Here is a 16,271-nt window from a genome sequence, read left to right as displayed (position 1 = left end):
TATTCCATCTAAAAAGAGGCTTTTTATCTTTTTGTTAGTTCCTTTTCATCTTTCATACTATAATAACCTAAGTTCACAACGATTAAAAAATAACCGCCCATAATCCCTACTGCAAATGCCCACATTACCATATGGTGCTCAATTTCGTACATAATAATAGCGCCTAAAATAGCAGCGGCAAAACGATTAAACATACCGAGCGTCGGCGCTTTCGTTTTCTTTACGATACTATCCCCAAGCTTCTCAATTCGTCTCCCTAAAAGCCAAACGCAATACATACTTACGATAAGTCCAATTCCTGCACCTAAAAAATGTGCTGAAAACGGCGTTACCATCCAGCCTAGTAAAAGAATACCTAGTATACAATACGATTGAATTTTAAACGACCTTAATGACATACTAATCATGATGTTCTCCTCTTCCGTAATTTTTATCTATCCAACAATAAATTTTTTCAAGTCTATACTACTTACATTTATTTCACTCAAATTAAAAACAACATAAACGGTATGTTTATGTTGTTTAAATATTTTTAGAAAATAATATTATACAAGATTTCAAAGATCATCCCCCCATAATTTGTGACGTTTTTTCAAACATTTTTCGTCCATTTATGAAAAAATTGATATCAATCTATGAACATACGGATATGATGTAATAAGTACACAAATAAAGGGGGCGTCTAATGATTTATTTTTTAATGGCTCTCATTCACCTCATTATCCCTGCACTTATTGGACTTTCATTATATTGGTACACGAAAAACCATAGTATTTTCTACGCTGTCCTCGGTGTCCTTCTTCCGGGTATTATTCTTATTACACTCTTCCGTATTCCATTTTTAAACTTAATTCCACTTATTACTGCGATCTTATTTCTCATCTTCTTACCAAAAATAAAAAAATAGGAAAGCAGATCATAGGTGATCTGTTTTCCTATTTTGATATAGGTTCCCCCGCAGTAGAATGCACTTTTACTTTCTCCGATTTCACAAACCATAAACCGAAGAAAATAATAATTCCACCGATTATTTGTTGAAACGATACGTATTCATTTGCCCATACAGCTGCAAATAAAACAGCTACAAGTGGCGTTATATACATATATACCATCGTATGTGATGCTCCAATTTTTTGAACACCAACATACCACATTACTAAACCAAATACTGTTACAAAGAAAATAGAATATAGTAAAGCGAATAGTGTTATTCCATGTGTAATATGAAATGGCATTATAAATACGTATGGTCCACTTAAAAGCAAGAGTGGAATCGCGCCAACTAGTGCTGACCATGCGGTAACACGTAGCGCTGAATATTTTTTAATTAATGGACCAGCTAAAACAGGATAAAGCCCCCAACATATTGATGTAATGAGTCCAATCCCATTCCCGTAAAAAGAACTAGCCAGTGAATGCCCTGCTACTAAAACTAAGGCTGCACCACAAAAGGCAATAATCGAACCGATAAGCTTTCGAGAAGAAAACTTTTCTTGTTTTAAGATAATCGCAAATACAGTTGTAAAAATAGGTGAAATAGAAATAAGTAAAGAGGCATTTGTAGCGGATGTATATTTAACAGTTTCCATAAATAACGTTTGATACAGTACAATACCTACAACGCTAACGATGATTAATCTAGGTATATCTTTTCTCTCCATATAAACCGACTTTTCAATAAAAAATGTAAGGAGTAACATAAGCGGTGCCGCCGATATCATCCGAAGTGCAGTAAACTCAATTGCTGTAAATTCTAAAAGTCCATATTTCGCAATCGTAAAATTAATCCCCCAAATAATAACGACTGCTAAAATTAATAACTCAATTCCCCATCTTCTCATGCGTATCCCCTCCGCAAATAAAATTATACAGAAAATTCAATCATATGTACATTTCATTATGTGAAAAAATCTTTTTATTGTATGAAACGTTTTGGGGTATGAAATTATATCAGCGATTTTCTGAATATATCAGCGCTACTCTGATTATATCGGCGATTTTCAAAATATATCGGCGCTACTCGAATTATATCAGCGATTTTTTAAATATATCGACTTATCAACAAAAAACGACAAGAATAGCGACTTATACAATAAAAAAGGTGGTTCCAAAATACGTTTTGGAACCACCTTTTCTTTACTACACTCGAACGTGTAACTTCATATTTGGATTATAAAATTGGCTCGGGCTCTTCAGCTGAAACGTCCCTCCACCTTCATGCCAATCAACTGTTAATTTATCATCCATAAATACAAGCTTTGTGCGATCTGCGATAAAATTCATTGTGCTAGATTCGATATCCACATCGCGCTCATCTTTTTCTGCTACAGCTACTAAATCGATAATTCCGCTCATTACACAACCGCAACCTTCATTATCGTAAAATAACTTTATATATTTCGCTTCATTTGGAATCGTATCCATAATTTTTTTATATGCTGCTTCTGTTACAGTAACGTACATACTCTAATCTTCATCCTCTCTTCTCGTATCCTTCATATATTGTACCACCATTTTTCTTTAAAAATATATACAGAAAATTACGAACAATATACAATGTATGTAGTAAGTGAAAGAAACATTGATGTATAATTGGTTTAAAGAAAATTTTGAAGTGGATGTTACTTTGATTCCACAGGAAAAATGGTGGTTATAAATTTTTAAAGAGATAGCTAAATTAGCTATCTCTTTTTACTAAACTTAAAATTTCATGAGGCGTTTGAAAAATATAATCAGCCTCTTCGAATCCTTTCCTTGTCTTTGCTCCCCACAAGGCTAAACCAAATTTTGCTCCCGCTTGTTTTGCGCATTGTAAGTCATATACTGAGTCACCTATGTATATCGCTTCTTGTGCCTCTATATTCAATCTTTTTAGACATGTCACAAGTGGCTCTGGATGTGGTTTATGTTTCATTGTATCTTCCACACAAATAGAGTGTTCAAAATATGAATGTAATCCAAATGGCTGGAAATCATCGATAAACTCTTGACGTGTTTTTGAAGTCACAATACCAGTTCGAATCTTATATGAAGATACTATTTCAATCACTTCCGCAATTCCTTTAAATACTGTAATTTCATTCTTAAAATCTGCCATATTACGTATCCATTTCTCATGAACTGCTTTCATATTTTCCACACCAATTTCTTGTAACGTAGCCATACCAGGAATACCTAATGCAAAATGTAGCTTTTCTAATGAATAATTCATCCCTTCATCTCGCAACGTTCTCTGTAATGAATATAAAACTGCTTTTTCCGTATCTAACATCGTTCCGTCAATATCAAATATAATCCCCTTCATTTTTACGTCCCCCTTTACTTCACTCCAACGATTAGCTCAATTCCATATTCTTTCACTACTCTTTCTAAATCGCCAGGTATAGCATCATTCGTAATAATTGTATCTATCGATTCTAATGACAGCGCCTTAAAGTTTTGACGTTGATTCATTTTTGTCTCATCAGCAAGTAAAAACACTTCATTTGTTTGTTTAACAATTTGACGCTTAAAATGAATATCTTCCTCATACGCATAATAGACACCATCTTCTGTAAGACCGGGTGATCCAATAAAAACCTTATCAAAATGATAATCTTTTAGTTTCTCCATTGCAGAAAAACCCGTCATATAACGTGAGTGTTTATTTAATTCTCCACCTAAAATATGAATATTTACATTCTCCATATCCATTAAATGATTTACTGTATCAATTGAATTTGTAACAACCGTTATGTTACTTGCTGTCAAAAATGAAGCCATACAGTTAACAGTTGTTGAAACATCAAGATAAACCACTTCATTATCTTCTACAAAAGAAGCAGCTCGCTTTCCAATAGATATCTTATATTCAATTTCTTTTTCCTCACGATTTACATAATCCGATATTTTATGGTGGAAAGATGATAAAGCTACACCACCATGGGTTCGCACTATTGTTGTTTCATTTGTTAACTTTACAATATCTCTTCTTGCTGTATCTCTGGAGACTTGAAATAGCTCACACATTATCTTCAAACTCATCGTCCTATGTTCATTCAAATACTCCATTATTTTTATTAAACGTTCCTCTTGATTCATACTCTCACCCATTTTTATTTACTTTTAAGTACTTTTAAGTTATTTTAAGTATATCACAACATAAATCCTTAAATAAACCTTAAAATAACTTAAAACAGGAGTGAGAAAATGCTACGTACAATTATTTTTGATTTTGATGGCACACTAGCTGATACTTTACCTTTATGTTATTACTCGTTTCAAAACGTTTTTTGGCAATTTGATAATAAAGAAATTACTGAAGCAGAGATTCTTTCTATGTTTGGCCCAAGTGAAATTGGTATTATTCATGAGAACTTACTCTCTGAAGAAAAAGAAGTAGCAGTTGAAAGATACTATGAATGTTATGAAGAAAAGCATCATGATTACGTAGAGCGAAATCATGAAATAGTAGACCTTTTAATACATTTAAAAAAACAAGGGTTTCAGTTAGCTATCGTAACTGGAAAAGCAAGAAGAAGCCTGGACATTTCTCTAAAAGCATTAGGATTAGTTTCTTTCTTCGACTGTATAGTAGCTGGAGATGATGTAATGAAGCCAAAACCTGATCCTGAAGGTATTCTTCTTGTATTAAATACATTACATGTAAATGCAAACGAAGCAATTTTTATTGGGGATAGTGATGCTGACATACTTGCTGGAAAACAGGCAGATGTACGAACGATTGGCGTACAATGGTTACCAAACTATCAATCTGCTACATTTACTGTACAACCAGATTATTTTATTAAGAAAACAGATGATTTTCTCATCTCATTAAATACTACATTTTCAAAATAAGTAGTCTACTACTGACAAAATTACTGGATCGGGGTAACTTCAAGTATTTAATCCTACTTCAGCTGTAGGTCCAGCTACTGTAACTTGGAGTAGCATTACAACCGGAAACCTCGTTTCGAGAGGAGATGCTATATCCCTTTATATTAATCCTGGAATTACTACCAGTGCTGTATATTCTGTTTTTCTAATCACAAATATTTAGTTCTCTCCTAAAAATAATTTATTCAACAGAAAAAGCCTCAATAATTTAGGTCAACAACTAACAAACTCACTCTATATTACCACCATAAAAATACCCATATCTTAGATTCGTAATTATACATAATGCACCAATAGTGTAAACACTTCCGGATTTTTATTCACAAAAAAGGGAAATCACTCTCAAATAAATGATTTCCCTTTTTAAAATATATTTTTTATTGTATCGGCAACATAACCTTCACCGTCGTTCCAACCCCAACTTCACTTTCAAAACTCATTTTACCGTTGTGGTCTTTAATAATTTTTTCTGTAACTACTAAGCCTAAACCTGTTCCCGTTTCTTTCGTTGTGTAAAAGGCTTCATTTAGCTTCGGGATTTTGTCTTTTGGAATGCCGCAACCTTCATCCTTAACTTGAACAATGATTGCATCTTCTACAGTCACTTTAATCGTAATCGTTCCGCCAACTGACATTGCTTCAATCGCATTTTTAATTAAATTAAAAAATACTTGTTTTAATCGTTTTTCATCGCATGTAATCGATGGTATGTCTTTACTATAAATACCTTGTATGTGCACACCTTGATTTAAAGCAGGCTTCCCCATAACTCGAATAACATAAGCGATAATTTCTTCTATATTATGAACTTCTGATTCTATTGATTTAGATTTCTCAAATCCACTAAGTTCTGTAGCGATTGTATGAATTCGTTCTACTTCTTGTTTCATAATATCACTATATATTTTATCCTCTGGATATTTAATCGCTTGCTTATTCACAAATTTATCTAAATTGGCTAAAGGTCTTTTAATTTTGGAACCAATAACTGTAGCCATTTTCCCAACAGTTGCTAACTTTTCTGTTTGTTGTATTTCTTTATTCATCATCTCAAGCGTACGAACGTAAGATTGGAACCTTACAAACATAATCCAACATATGATAGTAAATACGCTATATAATGCCATCGGGATTAAAACGAGTGATGAGTGAATCATGATTCCTATAAGAGCATATTTTCCAACAAGTATGCTCGGAACTAACCAAAAATATCTTTTATTCACAAAAAGTGGGGCAAATAAAATAAAAAATCCTTCTACTATATTCCCACCATCAAACTCAGCATCACTACCGTAGTAAATCATAATATTATGGATAAAATCTAATAGATTATATCCAATTAGAATAATATACTTTACTGCAAATGGATTTTTCCATTTCATAAAGTATATTCCAATGCAAAATAAAACCACCATCAGAAAATAAAGCCATAAACCTAAACCATCTTCAAATTGTCCTACTCCTTCTTGCTCTCCTCCTATTAAAGGTACAATAAATTCGTAGGCAAGATCGTATACAAAAAATATAATGAAAAATAAACTTAAATATATTTTCAGCGCCTTCATTTCTTCATTTTTAAATATATCGTCTTTATTCATATGGTAACTCCTAGCTTTTCTCCCACTTGTACTTCATTATTTCCACACTTTTTTGGAAGAATAATATCTATTCTCGTTCCCTTATCTCTTTCACTTGAAATATGTAACGTACCAAGGTGTTCGTTGACAATTCGATCTGCTACCGTAAGTCCCAAACCAATTTTATCCTGTTTTGTTGTATAAAAAGCTTCTGTAACACGAGCCACATTCTCTTTCTTAATACCGTAACCATTATCGATTACACTTAGCATTACATAATCTTGTCCTTTATTTTCTAACCGTAACTCTAATGTGCCACCTTGCTCCATTGCCTCCAGAGCATTTTTTATGACATATAGAAAAACTCCTCGCATTTTCCGCTCATCACATTCAATTTCTATCATCTTTTCTTCGATATTAGAAATAAGCTGGATACTAGATTCATTCATTTTTTCTCGAAGAATTGCTACTGCTTGTAATACAATTTCACCTATATTATGTTTTTTATAAATAGAAGGTTTACATGTAGCAACTTCCATCAATTCACTTATCATATTATTCATATTTTCTATTTCAAAAATCATCTGTTTATAAATAGGGTCCTCTTCATGCTTCTCTCGTTGTAATTGCGTAAACCCTTTCAATGAAGCAAGTGGATTTTTAATTTCATGTCCCACTGTCGCTGCCATCTTTCCGATTACTGCTAATTTTTGTGATTCACTAGCAATCTTAATACTTTCCTTTACCGCTGAAAGGTATTGTATAAATCGATTTAAAATGATGTATGCTGCTATTAATACGAGTGTATACATAATGAGGAACATAAATCCTTTTACTTCTTTTAATACAAATAAGTAAATTACATATTTCCCTACAATAGTTGAAAGTACAAACACAAAATATTTTTTATTTAAAAATATAGGTACAAAGAAGATAAGAATAATTTCTACTATATTTCCCCCATCAAATGCCGCCTCATTATAAAGCATATACGAAAATATGTTAGCAATTTCTATTCCTATGTATGCAAATACACATGCATATTTCACAAAATTCACTTTCTCTTTTTTTATTAAATATACATTTACACCGAGTATTGCAGTTCCGCAAATAACTTGCCATAGTATGCTATGTCCCTTATCCGTTAGTGATTTATTTTCTAATACGATTGCATAGAAAATTTGGTATGAAACAACAATGACGTATAGCACCCACAAAAAGATTTTGGCATTCCTTTCTTCTTCTTTATATGATAGAAAACTTTCCTTCACTTCAACACCCCTTCAACATAATATCTCTAAGAATACCATTTATTATAATAAATGATTTCCTTATACAAACAAAGATAAATCGAACATTTGAGGAAAATCATCCCAAAATCGTGATATTTTCAGACGATATGCAATCATAAAAATTATAAACAATAATACGTATATTATGTGGGAGAGATTTTATATAAGTGGTAAAAAATGAAGGAAAGCTTAGTGTCTTAATAGAACAAAATCATACGCTCCTCGCGTATGAATAGGAGGCTCATTCATGTTTGTTACCGTTGAAAAAGATGTGCATATTTTTGTGCAAGACGTTAATCCCGGTCCCGGTAGTAAAACCGTGTTCTTCGTCCATGGCTGGCCTTTAAATCATTAAATGTACCAATATCAGCTCAACGTGTTACCACAACACGGTTTCCGCTGCATCGCTATGGATATACGCGGAAATGGACAATCTGATAAACCATGGACTGGTTACACATACAATCGTTTAGCAGACGATATCGCCATCGTTTTAGAAGCACTTCAAGTCGAAAATGCTACATTAATTGGTTTCTCAGTAGGTGGTGCTCTTTCTATTCGGTACATGTCTCGCTATAATGGTCATCGTATTTCTAAACTTGTATTAGTCGATGCCGTTTCCCCCTCTTTCGTTAAAAATCAAGAATCTCCCTATGGTGTCCCAAAAGAACAAGCAGACACTCTCATTAATCAAATGTATGCCAATATGCCTAAATTTTTAAATGATGTATCTTTATCATTTTTTAATAGAAACTTAGGATCTGCTACGCTAGAATGGTTTTCTTATCTCGGTATGCAGTCTGCTTCTTATGCTCTCATCAAAATATTGCAAGCAGCCGCAAATGAAGATGTAACGAAAGACTTAAGTAAAATTAACGTGCCAACAAAAATATTCCACGGTATTCATGATCAACTTATCCCATACAAAAGCGTATTAAAAATTCTCAGTTACATCCTCTCACAAATAGTGGTCACGGCTCTCCAATTGATCAAGCGGATGAATTAAACGAAGAACTTATAAAGTTTTTGCATTCATAAAAAACTATGCCAAATGTATCGATAGGAACGTAGTTTTTAAAAAGGTTAAAATTCACACATTTCTCACAAATCATTCGATAAAACGGTTACATTTTCATTTATACTAAATGTACAGGTAATACTCCCTAAACCCAGCTTGTCTGGTTACCCCGTTAAATACTATAAAAAAGAACTTGTATCGTTATACAAGTTCTTTTTGTTTCTTTTATCCCGCTTTAACGGGCAGTAAGACCCCCACCTCAAAATTCAGCAAAGCAAAGAAGTTAGGTGGGGGTCGGGCTGCCCATAAAAGTCCGATTGGTGAAGGCTAATAATCAGTGGGGGATGAAGAAAACCCCCACTGATTAAAGTTTCACTTTATTTAAAGAGGATATCTTTACTATATTGATTTCCAACAAGTAAATCATACTGAAGCATTTTATATTGCTCTAACATTTCTTTTTGTTTCTTTGTTAAATCATTGATTACTTCTCCATTTTTATCAACTTTTAATTCATCTCTAAGCACCGGTATTTCCTTGTAAAATCCCGATAAAAATTGATAAAATAAAGATTTATTTAATCCTGCATAATCAAAAATAAGATTAGAAAAATAAATTGGACTTACTACACCTAAATTATCATTTGGCATATCAAAGTTTGCGTACATTAATAGCGGCGTTTGGGCCATCGCTAAACGTTCGCTCGGTGTTTTTTCATTCGTTATATACCCATTCTCTTTATAAAAAGATTTATTTGTTCCTAATGATGGAAGATGATCTCCAAAGAATACTAATAATGTAGGTCTATCTAAATTATCTAGTTGCTCTATTAAATATTGAAGGGCCTCATCTGAACGTCTTAACCCTTCTGTATACGTTTCTAATTCTCCCTTTGATTCTTCATTTTCTAGCCCGCTAATTTCTATTAGGTTTTCACCAAATCGGCCCTCTGTAAATGGAAAATGATTTTGCATCGTAACTGCATGAATAAATGTAGGTTGTTTTTGTTTCTCTAACTCAGCAATTATCTCTTTACTCATCGCTAAATCACTAATATAATCTCCATCAACATCTACATTTTCCATCGTATCAGCTGCATTAAATTTATCAAATCCTAACACCTTATATACATCATCACGTTTAAAGAATGTGCGACCAAATGAATGAATTGCACTTGTGTAATACCCTTCTTTTTTCAACGCCGTAGGGATTGATGGAATTTCTTTCTTATTTGTAATAACCTGCTGATATGGTATAGAACCTGGCTTTAACAAACTCATTGAATAACTCGTTAATGCCTCAAATTCAACGTTCGCCGTATTTCCCCCAAATGTAGGAGAAATAGTTTGTCCACCAGGAAAGTTTTCTATATAATGATGTAAATTTGGTACAGGATCTTCACTAAAAGAAAGGTTAGTTGCTTTCGTCGGATCCCAAAACGATTCACTCATTACAAAAATAATATTCGGTTTCTCTTTTTTCTTTTGGCTCCCTATATTTCCACTATATTGTTTTTTTATATCGTTTGCTATTTGAAGCATATTTTCTTTAGAATAATTTTTTGGTTTTTCCATAACTGTTGTATCTAAATTGCTAATAAACCCAAGTACAAAACCATTTGAAGCATAGTTCTCATTTTGATCCCACAAAACAAAATCTACACCTGATTTTTGAAATACTTTATTCATAAATGTGTTCGCAAAATTACCGTACGCATATAGAACAAAAATAGAACCTACTACTAATAAGGCTCTTATTCCTAGATGAGTCTTTACATTTTGAATATACCTTCTCATATATATCCCTGCTACAATACAAGCCATGATACTTAAGATAATGACAAAAATATAACTCCAGCTAAAATAGTCCATCACCATCGGTATAACAGATTGCATATGCATAATTTGTGTGAAATCAGAAGGATACAGCGGATCACCTCTAAAAATAAGCTTTAAATAATTCACAATACCTAAAATGACTAACGTACAGCTCGTTAAAATCATACTTAGAAAAACCTTGCCTATTAAATTATAAACAAGAATGTATATTGCATAAATTACTACAAAACTTAATATAAACTGCATGTTATACAAGTAAATCCAATTCATTGCCTCTATGAAACTCATATTAACTTGCATGACAATATAAAATAACGCTACTGTATGAGCTAGTAAAAATAATACAAAATGCACTCGTAGGGATGCCCTAAGTGTAGACATCTCTTTTTTATTAAAATGTGAAATATAAAATGTTATGCCCCATATGAAAATCATCATAACAATTAAAACAAGATTTTGATTTAAATGAGCTTTCATTATGTCTAAATTAAAAACCTTTAAAAGCATAAACAGCATAGTTATTACTAATAAAGTCACCATACTACTTATAATGCTAGAAATTAATATATTTCTTTTTGGAAGATCAAAAAGTGTAGAACCATACTTCAATTCATTCCCTCGTTTCTATGTCTTAATTTCCCCCGCATCGAAAGAACTATTTCTATTAAAATAACATATATGACATATTTCGTCTGCATAGTTGATTCTATCATAAATGTATTGTCTTAATATTCCCTTAGTAAACAGTTAAATTATGGCATACAAATTACTCATTCTTGAAAAACTTAATTTCAGCATTCCACTTTATGATATAATAACTATGTTTTGGAAATCCTTAATACTATTAAAGATTTCACATGAAAATACGAAAGAATTAATAAAAAAGGAGTTGCTCATTTTTGCTTACTAAGTTTAAGAGTTTGCCTAAAGCGGTATATGCAATTTTGGCGCTTTCTTTCCTGTTGCACGTTTTTTGTTTAGTAAAACAGCCAGGATTAGATGGAGAGTTAGTCAAAGTAACATATGGTGCAAATGATGCCTTTAACTATTCGTTAACAGCTGAACAACTATTAAAACATGGTGTATTTGGTTATGTGTATTTAGAACCTAGTGAAGTTCCAGGGAAAAATGCATATATCACACCAGGTCAGCCATTACTATTAGCTGGCGCTATGATTATTTCTGATATTACATCAATTCCTTACTATTACGTAGCAACTGTTATTAACATGATTATGAACCTATGCACAGTGCTATTAGTATTCTTAATAGGAAAAGAATTGTTCGAAAAAAACATTTATGGAATTGTTGCAAGTATTTTATATGCTATTTATCCAAGTAACTATACATACTTCCGTACATTGCTAACAGAAGTTCCATCCATATTCTTATTAGCGTTATGTGTATATGTATTTGTTCTCGCATGGAAATACAATAAAGTGAAATTCCATATATGGTTTGGAATTGTCGTTTCAATTTTACTTATGTTCCGTCCAAATCCAGCTCCAATGATGCTCATTCCTGTTCTTGTTGTGTTATTTACATATGGATTTAAAGACTCCATTCGAATCGGATTGTTATGGTTTATCGGACCTTTCTTTATTATTGGTGCATGGGTTGTTCGTAACTATTTAGCACTCAACCAATTTATTTTATTCTCAACCCAAGGTGCTGATCCACTAATTGCGGGTGCTGATCCATTTAATAAAATTGGATATGAAAATATAGTAAATGAAATGAGAGCCAAAGGCTTAGATGACAAAGGGGCATACGCAAAAGAATTAATCAAGAACGGCTTTAAGACGGACTTCACTTATTGGTTCTCTTGGTTCACTGTCGGTAAAACAATTGAATTATTCAAAACAGCTCCTGCTGTAGACCAATACCGTATTCACAACTTTATGCAACTATGTCATAGAGTGTTTATCATCGGTACATTCTTGAGCAGCTTCTGCTTCATGCTAAATTCATTTAAACATAAACGCGTTATGATGCTAGTAGCAAGTTCTATTATTTACATTATCTTCTCAAACTTATTCTTAGCAATTAATCGCTATGGATTTTTCATTAATCCTCTTATGTGCTTAATTCTTGCATACGGATTAATTCACATTGTGCAGAAGCTTCCATTCTTCCGCACGAACCAAGCATAATAAGAAAGAGGTCGTCCAACGGTGGACGACCTCTTTCTTATTACCCCACACTTTGCACACAGCCAATTTGTCCATTCTGTAATCACACTTTAATTCCGTATGTATATGTTTCTGTATTTGTCAAAATATCTTTCACAATACTACTCACTATTTCACTTATAAATGCAAGTTTTTTACAACTATTACTATAACGAAAAGAACCCGCCACAAGACAGGTTCTTTTCGTTATTTTATGATAAAAGAAAAAATCATTAGCATGTGTATTATATAAAAGGAAACAGCCATATTTTCCATACGATACATACGAGTACAATAACTACAAAATCAAAAAAATCTAATCTCGGACCCTTTTTCATATTCATCTCTAGCCACATATGAATCCATTTTGTTTTTGTATATTTTTGGATGTTTTTCTTTGCAAATCGGTAAATGAGCACTTGCATAATAAAAAATCCCACTACAAAAATGAATAAGAAAATGAGAAAATCGACCACAAAATTCCTCCTTATTTTTGCAGCGATTTTTCTACTATATGATTTTTCAAAACCCACTCTTCAAATTGAGCACTTCCAAATTCCCAACTAAGATCACGAGCATGTACAGAAAAAACGTAATAACCAGCATATTCGTCCATAAATTTCCCCGTCTCAATCCCATCTTTCTGAAGACCATATGCTCCAAAATTAAAATATACATCCCACACGTCTTCATTCTTCCGTTTATAAGCAATCGATTCCATATCACATTCTGTTCCGAAATAGTCAAGATGTAAATGTACGCTATCATCATATTCGTACTCCATTTTATCACCCCTTATATTTGTACTTCTTTATCACCAAAAAAATTCCTGCTATCTACACTCACATGTGGGCACTTACCTACATATCATGCTTGTAGAGTGACTTCTAGGAGGTGTTATATAGTGAAAAAATTAATAGCTTTTTTTTGTATCATGTTACTAGCTGTCTTCACACTTGTTGCTTGCAGTAGTAAAAAAGAAGATACGAAAGAACAAACTCAAAATGTTCGAGTCGGCGAAGTTACCCACTCTCTCTTCTATGCCCCGTTATATGTCGGGATTGAAAAAGGATTTTTTAAAGATGAGGGATTACATGTTGACCTCCAAACAACAGCTGGAGGAGATAAAACGATGACTGCCTTATTATCTGGCGGGATTGATATTGCCCTCGTCGGTTCTGAAACGTCCATTTACGTTCATCAACAAGGCGCAAAAGACCCCGTCATTAACTTCGCACAACTTACACAAACAGATGGAACATTTTTAGTTTCACGTAAAAAATTAGACTCTTTTAATTGGAATGACGTAAAAGGTGTTACGTTTTTAGGACAGCGTAAAGGCGGTATGCCGCAAATGGTTGGAGAATACGTTTTAAAGAAAAATGGCATTGATCCTCACAAAGATACAAACTTAATTCAAAACATTGAATTTGCTAATATTGCAAATGCCTACGCATCTGGTACGGGAGAATTTGTCCAGCTCTTTGAACCGACTGCAAGTATATTTGAAAAAGAAGGTAAAGGTTATATCGTCGCTTCGTTCGGAAATGAATCTGGTACTGTTCCGTATACATCGTTCATGGCAAAAGAAAGTTTCTTAAAGAAAGATAAAGCTGCTGCTGAAAAGTTCACACGTGCTCTCTATAAAGCGCAGCAATGGGTTGATACTCATAGTCCAGAAGAGATTGCTGATGCCGTTTCTCCGGTATTTAAAGACACTTCAAAAGACATTACAGTAAAAGTAATTGAACGGTATAAAAAGCAACATTCTTATGCGACAAATCCGCTATTAGATGCTGAAGAATGGAAACAGCTCCAAACGATTATGAAAGACGCTGGCGAATTACAAAAAGAAGTTCCACATGAAGCGCTCGTCAATACAAAAATTGCCGAGAGCGTTATTAAGAAATAGAGGCGAAGTGTATGAGCTTTTTACAAATACGTAACGTTTCTCACTGCTTTTTCGCAAAAGAGAATGCCAAATTGATTCTCGAAGATATGAGTTTACAAGTGGAAGAAGGCGAATTCATTTCGATACTCGGTCCAAGTGGTTGCGGCAAAACGACACTCCTCTCCATTATTGCCGGGCTGCTTGATCCAATTGAAGGTATCGTCTTTTTAGATGGTGAGCCCATTACAACGAAAACTTCATCTATGGGGTATATGTTGCAGCAAGACTACTTGTTCCCTTGGAAGACAATTGAAGAAAATATTATGCTTGGACTTCATATCCGAAACATTTACGATGAACAGACGAAAGAACATACTTTACAGCTTTTAAAGCAAGTCGGTCTACATGATGTAGAGCAGCAATACCCTCGTGAACTATCCGGTGGTATGCGTCAACGTGCCGCCCTCGTTCGAACGTTAGCGACCGATCCAAAAATTTTATTGCTAGATGAACCTTTTTCGGCGCTCGATTATCAAACGAAATTGAAACTAGAAAATCTCGTTTTCAGCTTACTACACAAATATAAGAAAACTTCACTACTCGTAACACATGATATTGAAGAAGCAATTGCGATGAGTGATCGTATTTATTTACTACAAGCGAATCCTGGAAAAATTGCAAAAACATTTATCGTCCCAGAAAGCATCCGTTCCTTATCACCGTTAGAATCACGCCACCACCATGACTTCCCATCCCTCTTCCAAAATATATGGAAGGAGTTGGAGCGCCTTGGATAATATAAAGCAACTACATGAACAATTTCGGAAAAAAGAACGCAGGCGCGCATGGTTAGCACGCTCTTTGCAGCTTTTACTGCTCATTCTTTTCTTTGCACTATGGGAAATCGCTAGCAAAAAAGAATGGATTGATCCTTTACTCTTTAGCTCTCCTTCAAGCATTTGGGATCTCTTCCTTAATAAATGGATGGACGGTTCGCTTTGGGTCCACATATGGACGACATTACTTGAAACGGGAGTAGGCTTCATTCTTGGAACAGTGCTCGGAGCCATTATCGCTACTTTCCTTTGGTGGCTACCACTTCTCGCCCGCGTACTTGATCCATATCTCGTCGTCCTAAACGCCATGCCAAAAGTGGCACTTGGGCCAATTATCATTGTAATCTTCGGTCCAAATATTTCTTCGTCAATTGCAATGGGGGTAATCATTTCCATCATCATTACCATTCTCGTTATTTACAGCGCATTCCAAGAAGTCGATTCTAACTATATAAAAGTGATGGACACATTTGGTGCAAATAAATGGCAATGTTATAAACAAGTCGTTCTCCCTGCATCTTTCCCAGCCATTATTTCAACGTTAAAAGTGAACGTTGGTTTATCATGGGTCGGTGTTATATTCGGCGAACTTCTCGTCTCTAAACAAGGTCTTGGCTACTTAATTAGCTACGGATTCCAAGTATTTAATTTCACACTTGTCTTACTAAGCGTACTACTCACATGCGTCCTCGCAACACTTATGTATGTGTTTGTTGAGACATTTGAAAAACTTCTAATTGGGAAACGAAAAAGAAGCTGACTTAGAGCGA

The 16,271-nt window shown here is 33.8% G+C and carries 16 protein-coding genes and 2 pseudogenes; 7 read left to right on the top strand and 11 right to left on the bottom strand.

The features are described 5' to 3' along the window. Positions 1–23: 23 nt before the first annotated feature. Complete coding sequence (locus BAQ46_RS28920) at positions 24–407, bottom strand: ATP synthase subunit I (protein WP_071743421.1); 384 nt, start codon at positions 405–407, stop codon at positions 24–26. A gap of 278 nt (positions 408–685) precedes the next feature. On the opposite strand from BAQ46_RS28920, the gene BAQ46_RS28915 reads away from it, so the two are divergent. After that, a complete protein-coding gene (locus BAQ46_RS28915; RefSeq protein ID WP_000639042.1) occupies positions 686–907 on the top strand; it encodes a hypothetical protein in 222 nt (73 codons plus the stop codon). A gap of 28 nt (positions 908–935) precedes the next feature. Here BAQ46_RS28915 and BAQ46_RS28910 read toward each other — a convergent pair whose 3' ends face one another. From BAQ46_RS28910 to BAQ46_RS28890, 4 genes are all read right to left on the bottom strand, one after another. Further along, positions 936–1,841: a DMT family transporter gene (locus tag BAQ46_RS28910; protein WP_001255398.1), complete on the bottom strand. Its 906-nt coding sequence runs from the start codon at positions 1,839–1,841 to the stop codon at positions 936–938. 298 nt (positions 1,842–2,139) lie between these two features. Next, positions 2,140–2,463, bottom strand: coding sequence for an iron-sulfur cluster biosynthesis family protein (locus BAQ46_RS28900; protein ID WP_000289565.1), 324 nt, complete (start codon positions 2,461–2,463; stop codon positions 2,140–2,142). Positions 2,464–2,677: 214 nt separating this feature from the next. Then, a complete protein-coding gene (locus tag BAQ46_RS28895) occupies positions 2,678–3,304 on the bottom strand; it encodes an HAD family hydrolase (protein WP_000676034.1) in 627 nt (208 codons plus the stop codon). A gap of 14 nt (positions 3,305–3,318) precedes the next feature. Further along, positions 3,319–4,080: a DeoR/GlpR family DNA-binding transcription regulator gene (locus tag BAQ46_RS28890; protein WP_071743435.1), complete on the bottom strand. Its 762-nt coding sequence runs from the start codon at positions 4,078–4,080 to the stop codon at positions 3,319–3,321. 108 nt (positions 4,081–4,188) lie between these two features. On the opposite strand from BAQ46_RS28890, the gene BAQ46_RS28885 reads away from it, so the two are divergent. After that, positions 4,189–4,839, top strand: coding sequence for an HAD family hydrolase (locus tag BAQ46_RS28885; protein WP_000946538.1), 651 nt, complete (start codon positions 4,189–4,191; stop codon positions 4,837–4,839). Between the two features lie 416 nt (positions 4,840–5,255). Here the strand turns inward: BAQ46_RS28885 and BAQ46_RS28875 are convergent, their stop codons facing one another. Both BAQ46_RS28875 and BAQ46_RS28870 read right to left on the bottom strand, forming a co-directional pair. Next, complete coding sequence (locus BAQ46_RS28875) at positions 5,256–6,476, bottom strand: ATP-binding protein (protein ID WP_061132008.1); 1,221 nt, start codon at positions 6,474–6,476, stop codon at positions 5,256–5,258. Then, positions 6,473–7,726 carry an ATP-binding protein gene (locus BAQ46_RS28870; RefSeq protein WP_061132007.1) on the bottom strand — a complete coding sequence of 418 codons (1,254 nt, stop codon included), beginning with the start codon at positions 7,724–7,726 and terminating at the stop codon, positions 6,473–6,475. The genes BAQ46_RS28875 and BAQ46_RS28870 overlap by 4 nt, the downstream gene beginning before the upstream one ends. Before the next feature lie 268 nt (positions 7,727–7,994). On the opposite strand from BAQ46_RS28870, the pseudogene BAQ46_RS28865 reads away from it, so the two are divergent. Further along, positions 7,995–8,785 (top strand): annotated as a pseudogene (locus tag BAQ46_RS28865) (alpha/beta fold hydrolase). A gap of 357 nt (positions 8,786–9,142) precedes the next feature. On the opposite strand, the gene BAQ46_RS28860 reads toward BAQ46_RS28865, so the two are convergent. Further along, complete coding sequence (locus BAQ46_RS28860) at positions 9,143–11,212, bottom strand: LTA synthase family protein (RefSeq protein ID WP_071743419.1); 2,070 nt, start codon at positions 11,210–11,212, stop codon at positions 9,143–9,145. A gap of 290 nt (positions 11,213–11,502) precedes the next feature. On the opposite strand from BAQ46_RS28860, the gene BAQ46_RS28855 reads away from it, so the two are divergent. Further along, a complete protein-coding gene (locus BAQ46_RS28855) occupies positions 11,503–12,756 on the top strand; it encodes a glycosyltransferase family 39 protein (RefSeq protein ID WP_000956217.1) in 1,254 nt (417 codons plus the stop codon). Between the two features lie 82 nt (positions 12,757–12,838). Here the strand turns inward: BAQ46_RS28855 and BAQ46_RS31790 are convergent. From BAQ46_RS31790 to BAQ46_RS28845, 3 genes and pseudogenes are all read right to left on the bottom strand, one after another. Then, positions 12,839–12,913, bottom strand: a pseudogene (locus tag BAQ46_RS31790) (YwbE family protein); the annotation flags it as partial. Positions 12,914–13,019: 106 nt separating this feature from the next. Next, the gene (locus tag BAQ46_RS28850) at positions 13,020–13,250 is read right to left on the bottom strand and encodes a hypothetical protein (RefSeq protein WP_000227427.1); all 231 of its coding nucleotides are present in this window, start codon (positions 13,248–13,250) and stop codon (positions 13,020–13,022) included. Between the two features lie 11 nt (positions 13,251–13,261). Continuing rightward, positions 13,262–13,558, bottom strand: a complete 297-nt coding sequence (locus BAQ46_RS28845) for a DUF3986 family protein (RefSeq protein ID WP_000455572.1) — start codon at positions 13,556–13,558, stop codon at positions 13,262–13,264. Positions 13,559–13,678: 120 nt separating this feature from the next. On the opposite strand from BAQ46_RS28845, the gene BAQ46_RS28840 reads away from it, so the two are divergent. Genes BAQ46_RS28840 through BAQ46_RS28830 form a run of 3 tightly spaced genes read left to right on the top strand, consistent with a single transcriptional unit; the run spans position 13,679 to position 16,261 of the window. Further along, on the top strand, positions 13,679–14,686 hold the full coding sequence (locus BAQ46_RS28840; RefSeq protein WP_071743417.1) for an ABC transporter substrate-binding protein: 1,008 nt from the start codon (positions 13,679–13,681) through the stop codon (positions 14,684–14,686). 11 nt (positions 14,687–14,697) lie between these two features. Beyond that, positions 14,698–15,462, top strand: coding sequence for an ABC transporter ATP-binding protein (locus BAQ46_RS28835; protein ID WP_000009050.1), 765 nt, complete (start codon positions 14,698–14,700; stop codon positions 15,460–15,462). Continuing rightward, positions 15,455–16,261 (top strand): ABC transporter permease, encoded by an 807-nt coding sequence (locus tag BAQ46_RS28830; protein ID WP_061132004.1) that lies wholly within the window; start codon positions 15,455–15,457, stop codon positions 16,259–16,261. Before BAQ46_RS28835 ends, BAQ46_RS28830 begins: the two co-directional genes overlap by 8 nt. Positions 16,262–16,271: the final 10 nt, after the last annotated feature.

This window comes from Bacillus paranthracis (assembly GCF_001883995.1).
GTDB lineage: Bacteria > Bacillota > Bacilli > Bacillales > Bacillaceae_G > Bacillus_A > Bacillus_A paranthracis.
Note: the sequence above shows the minus strand (reverse complement) of the source record. Positions and strands in the feature narration are given on the sequence as shown.

Bases quoted from the DNA above. Each gene is read 5' to 3' on its own strand.
- BAQ46_RS28915 (WP_000639042.1), top strand. From the start codon at position 686: ATGATTTATTTTTTAATGGCTCTCATTCACCTCATTATCCCTGCACTT.
- BAQ46_RS28895 (WP_000676034.1), bottom strand. From the start codon at position 3,304: ATGAAGGGGATTATATTTGATATTGACGGAACGATGTTAGATACGGAA.
- BAQ46_RS28900 (WP_000289565.1), bottom strand. From the start codon at position 2,463: ATGTACGTTACTGTAACAGAAGCAGCATATAAAAAAATTATGGATACG.
- BAQ46_RS28885 (WP_000946538.1), top strand. From the start codon at position 4,189: ATGCTACGTACAATTATTTTTGATTTTGATGGCACACTAGCTGATACT.
- BAQ46_RS28845 (WP_000455572.1), bottom strand. From the start codon at position 13,558: ATGGAGTACGAATATGATGATAGCGTACATTTACATCTTGACTATTTC.
- BAQ46_RS28910 (WP_001255398.1), bottom strand. From the start codon at position 1,841: ATGAGAAGATGGGGAATTGAGTTATTAATTTTAGCAGTCGTTATTATT.
- BAQ46_RS28875 (WP_061132008.1), bottom strand. From the start codon at position 6,476: ATGAATAAAGACGATATATTTAAAAATGAAGAAATGAAGGCGCTGAAA.
- BAQ46_RS28835 (WP_000009050.1), top strand. From the start codon at position 14,698: ATGAGCTTTTTACAAATACGTAACGTTTCTCACTGCTTTTTCGCAAAA.
- BAQ46_RS28920 (WP_071743421.1), bottom strand. From the start codon at position 407: ATGATTAGTATGTCATTAAGGTCGTTTAAAATTCAATCGTATTGTATA.
- BAQ46_RS28890 (WP_071743435.1), bottom strand. From the start codon at position 4,080: ATGAATCAAGAGGAACGTTTAATAAAAATAATGGAGTATTTGAATGAA.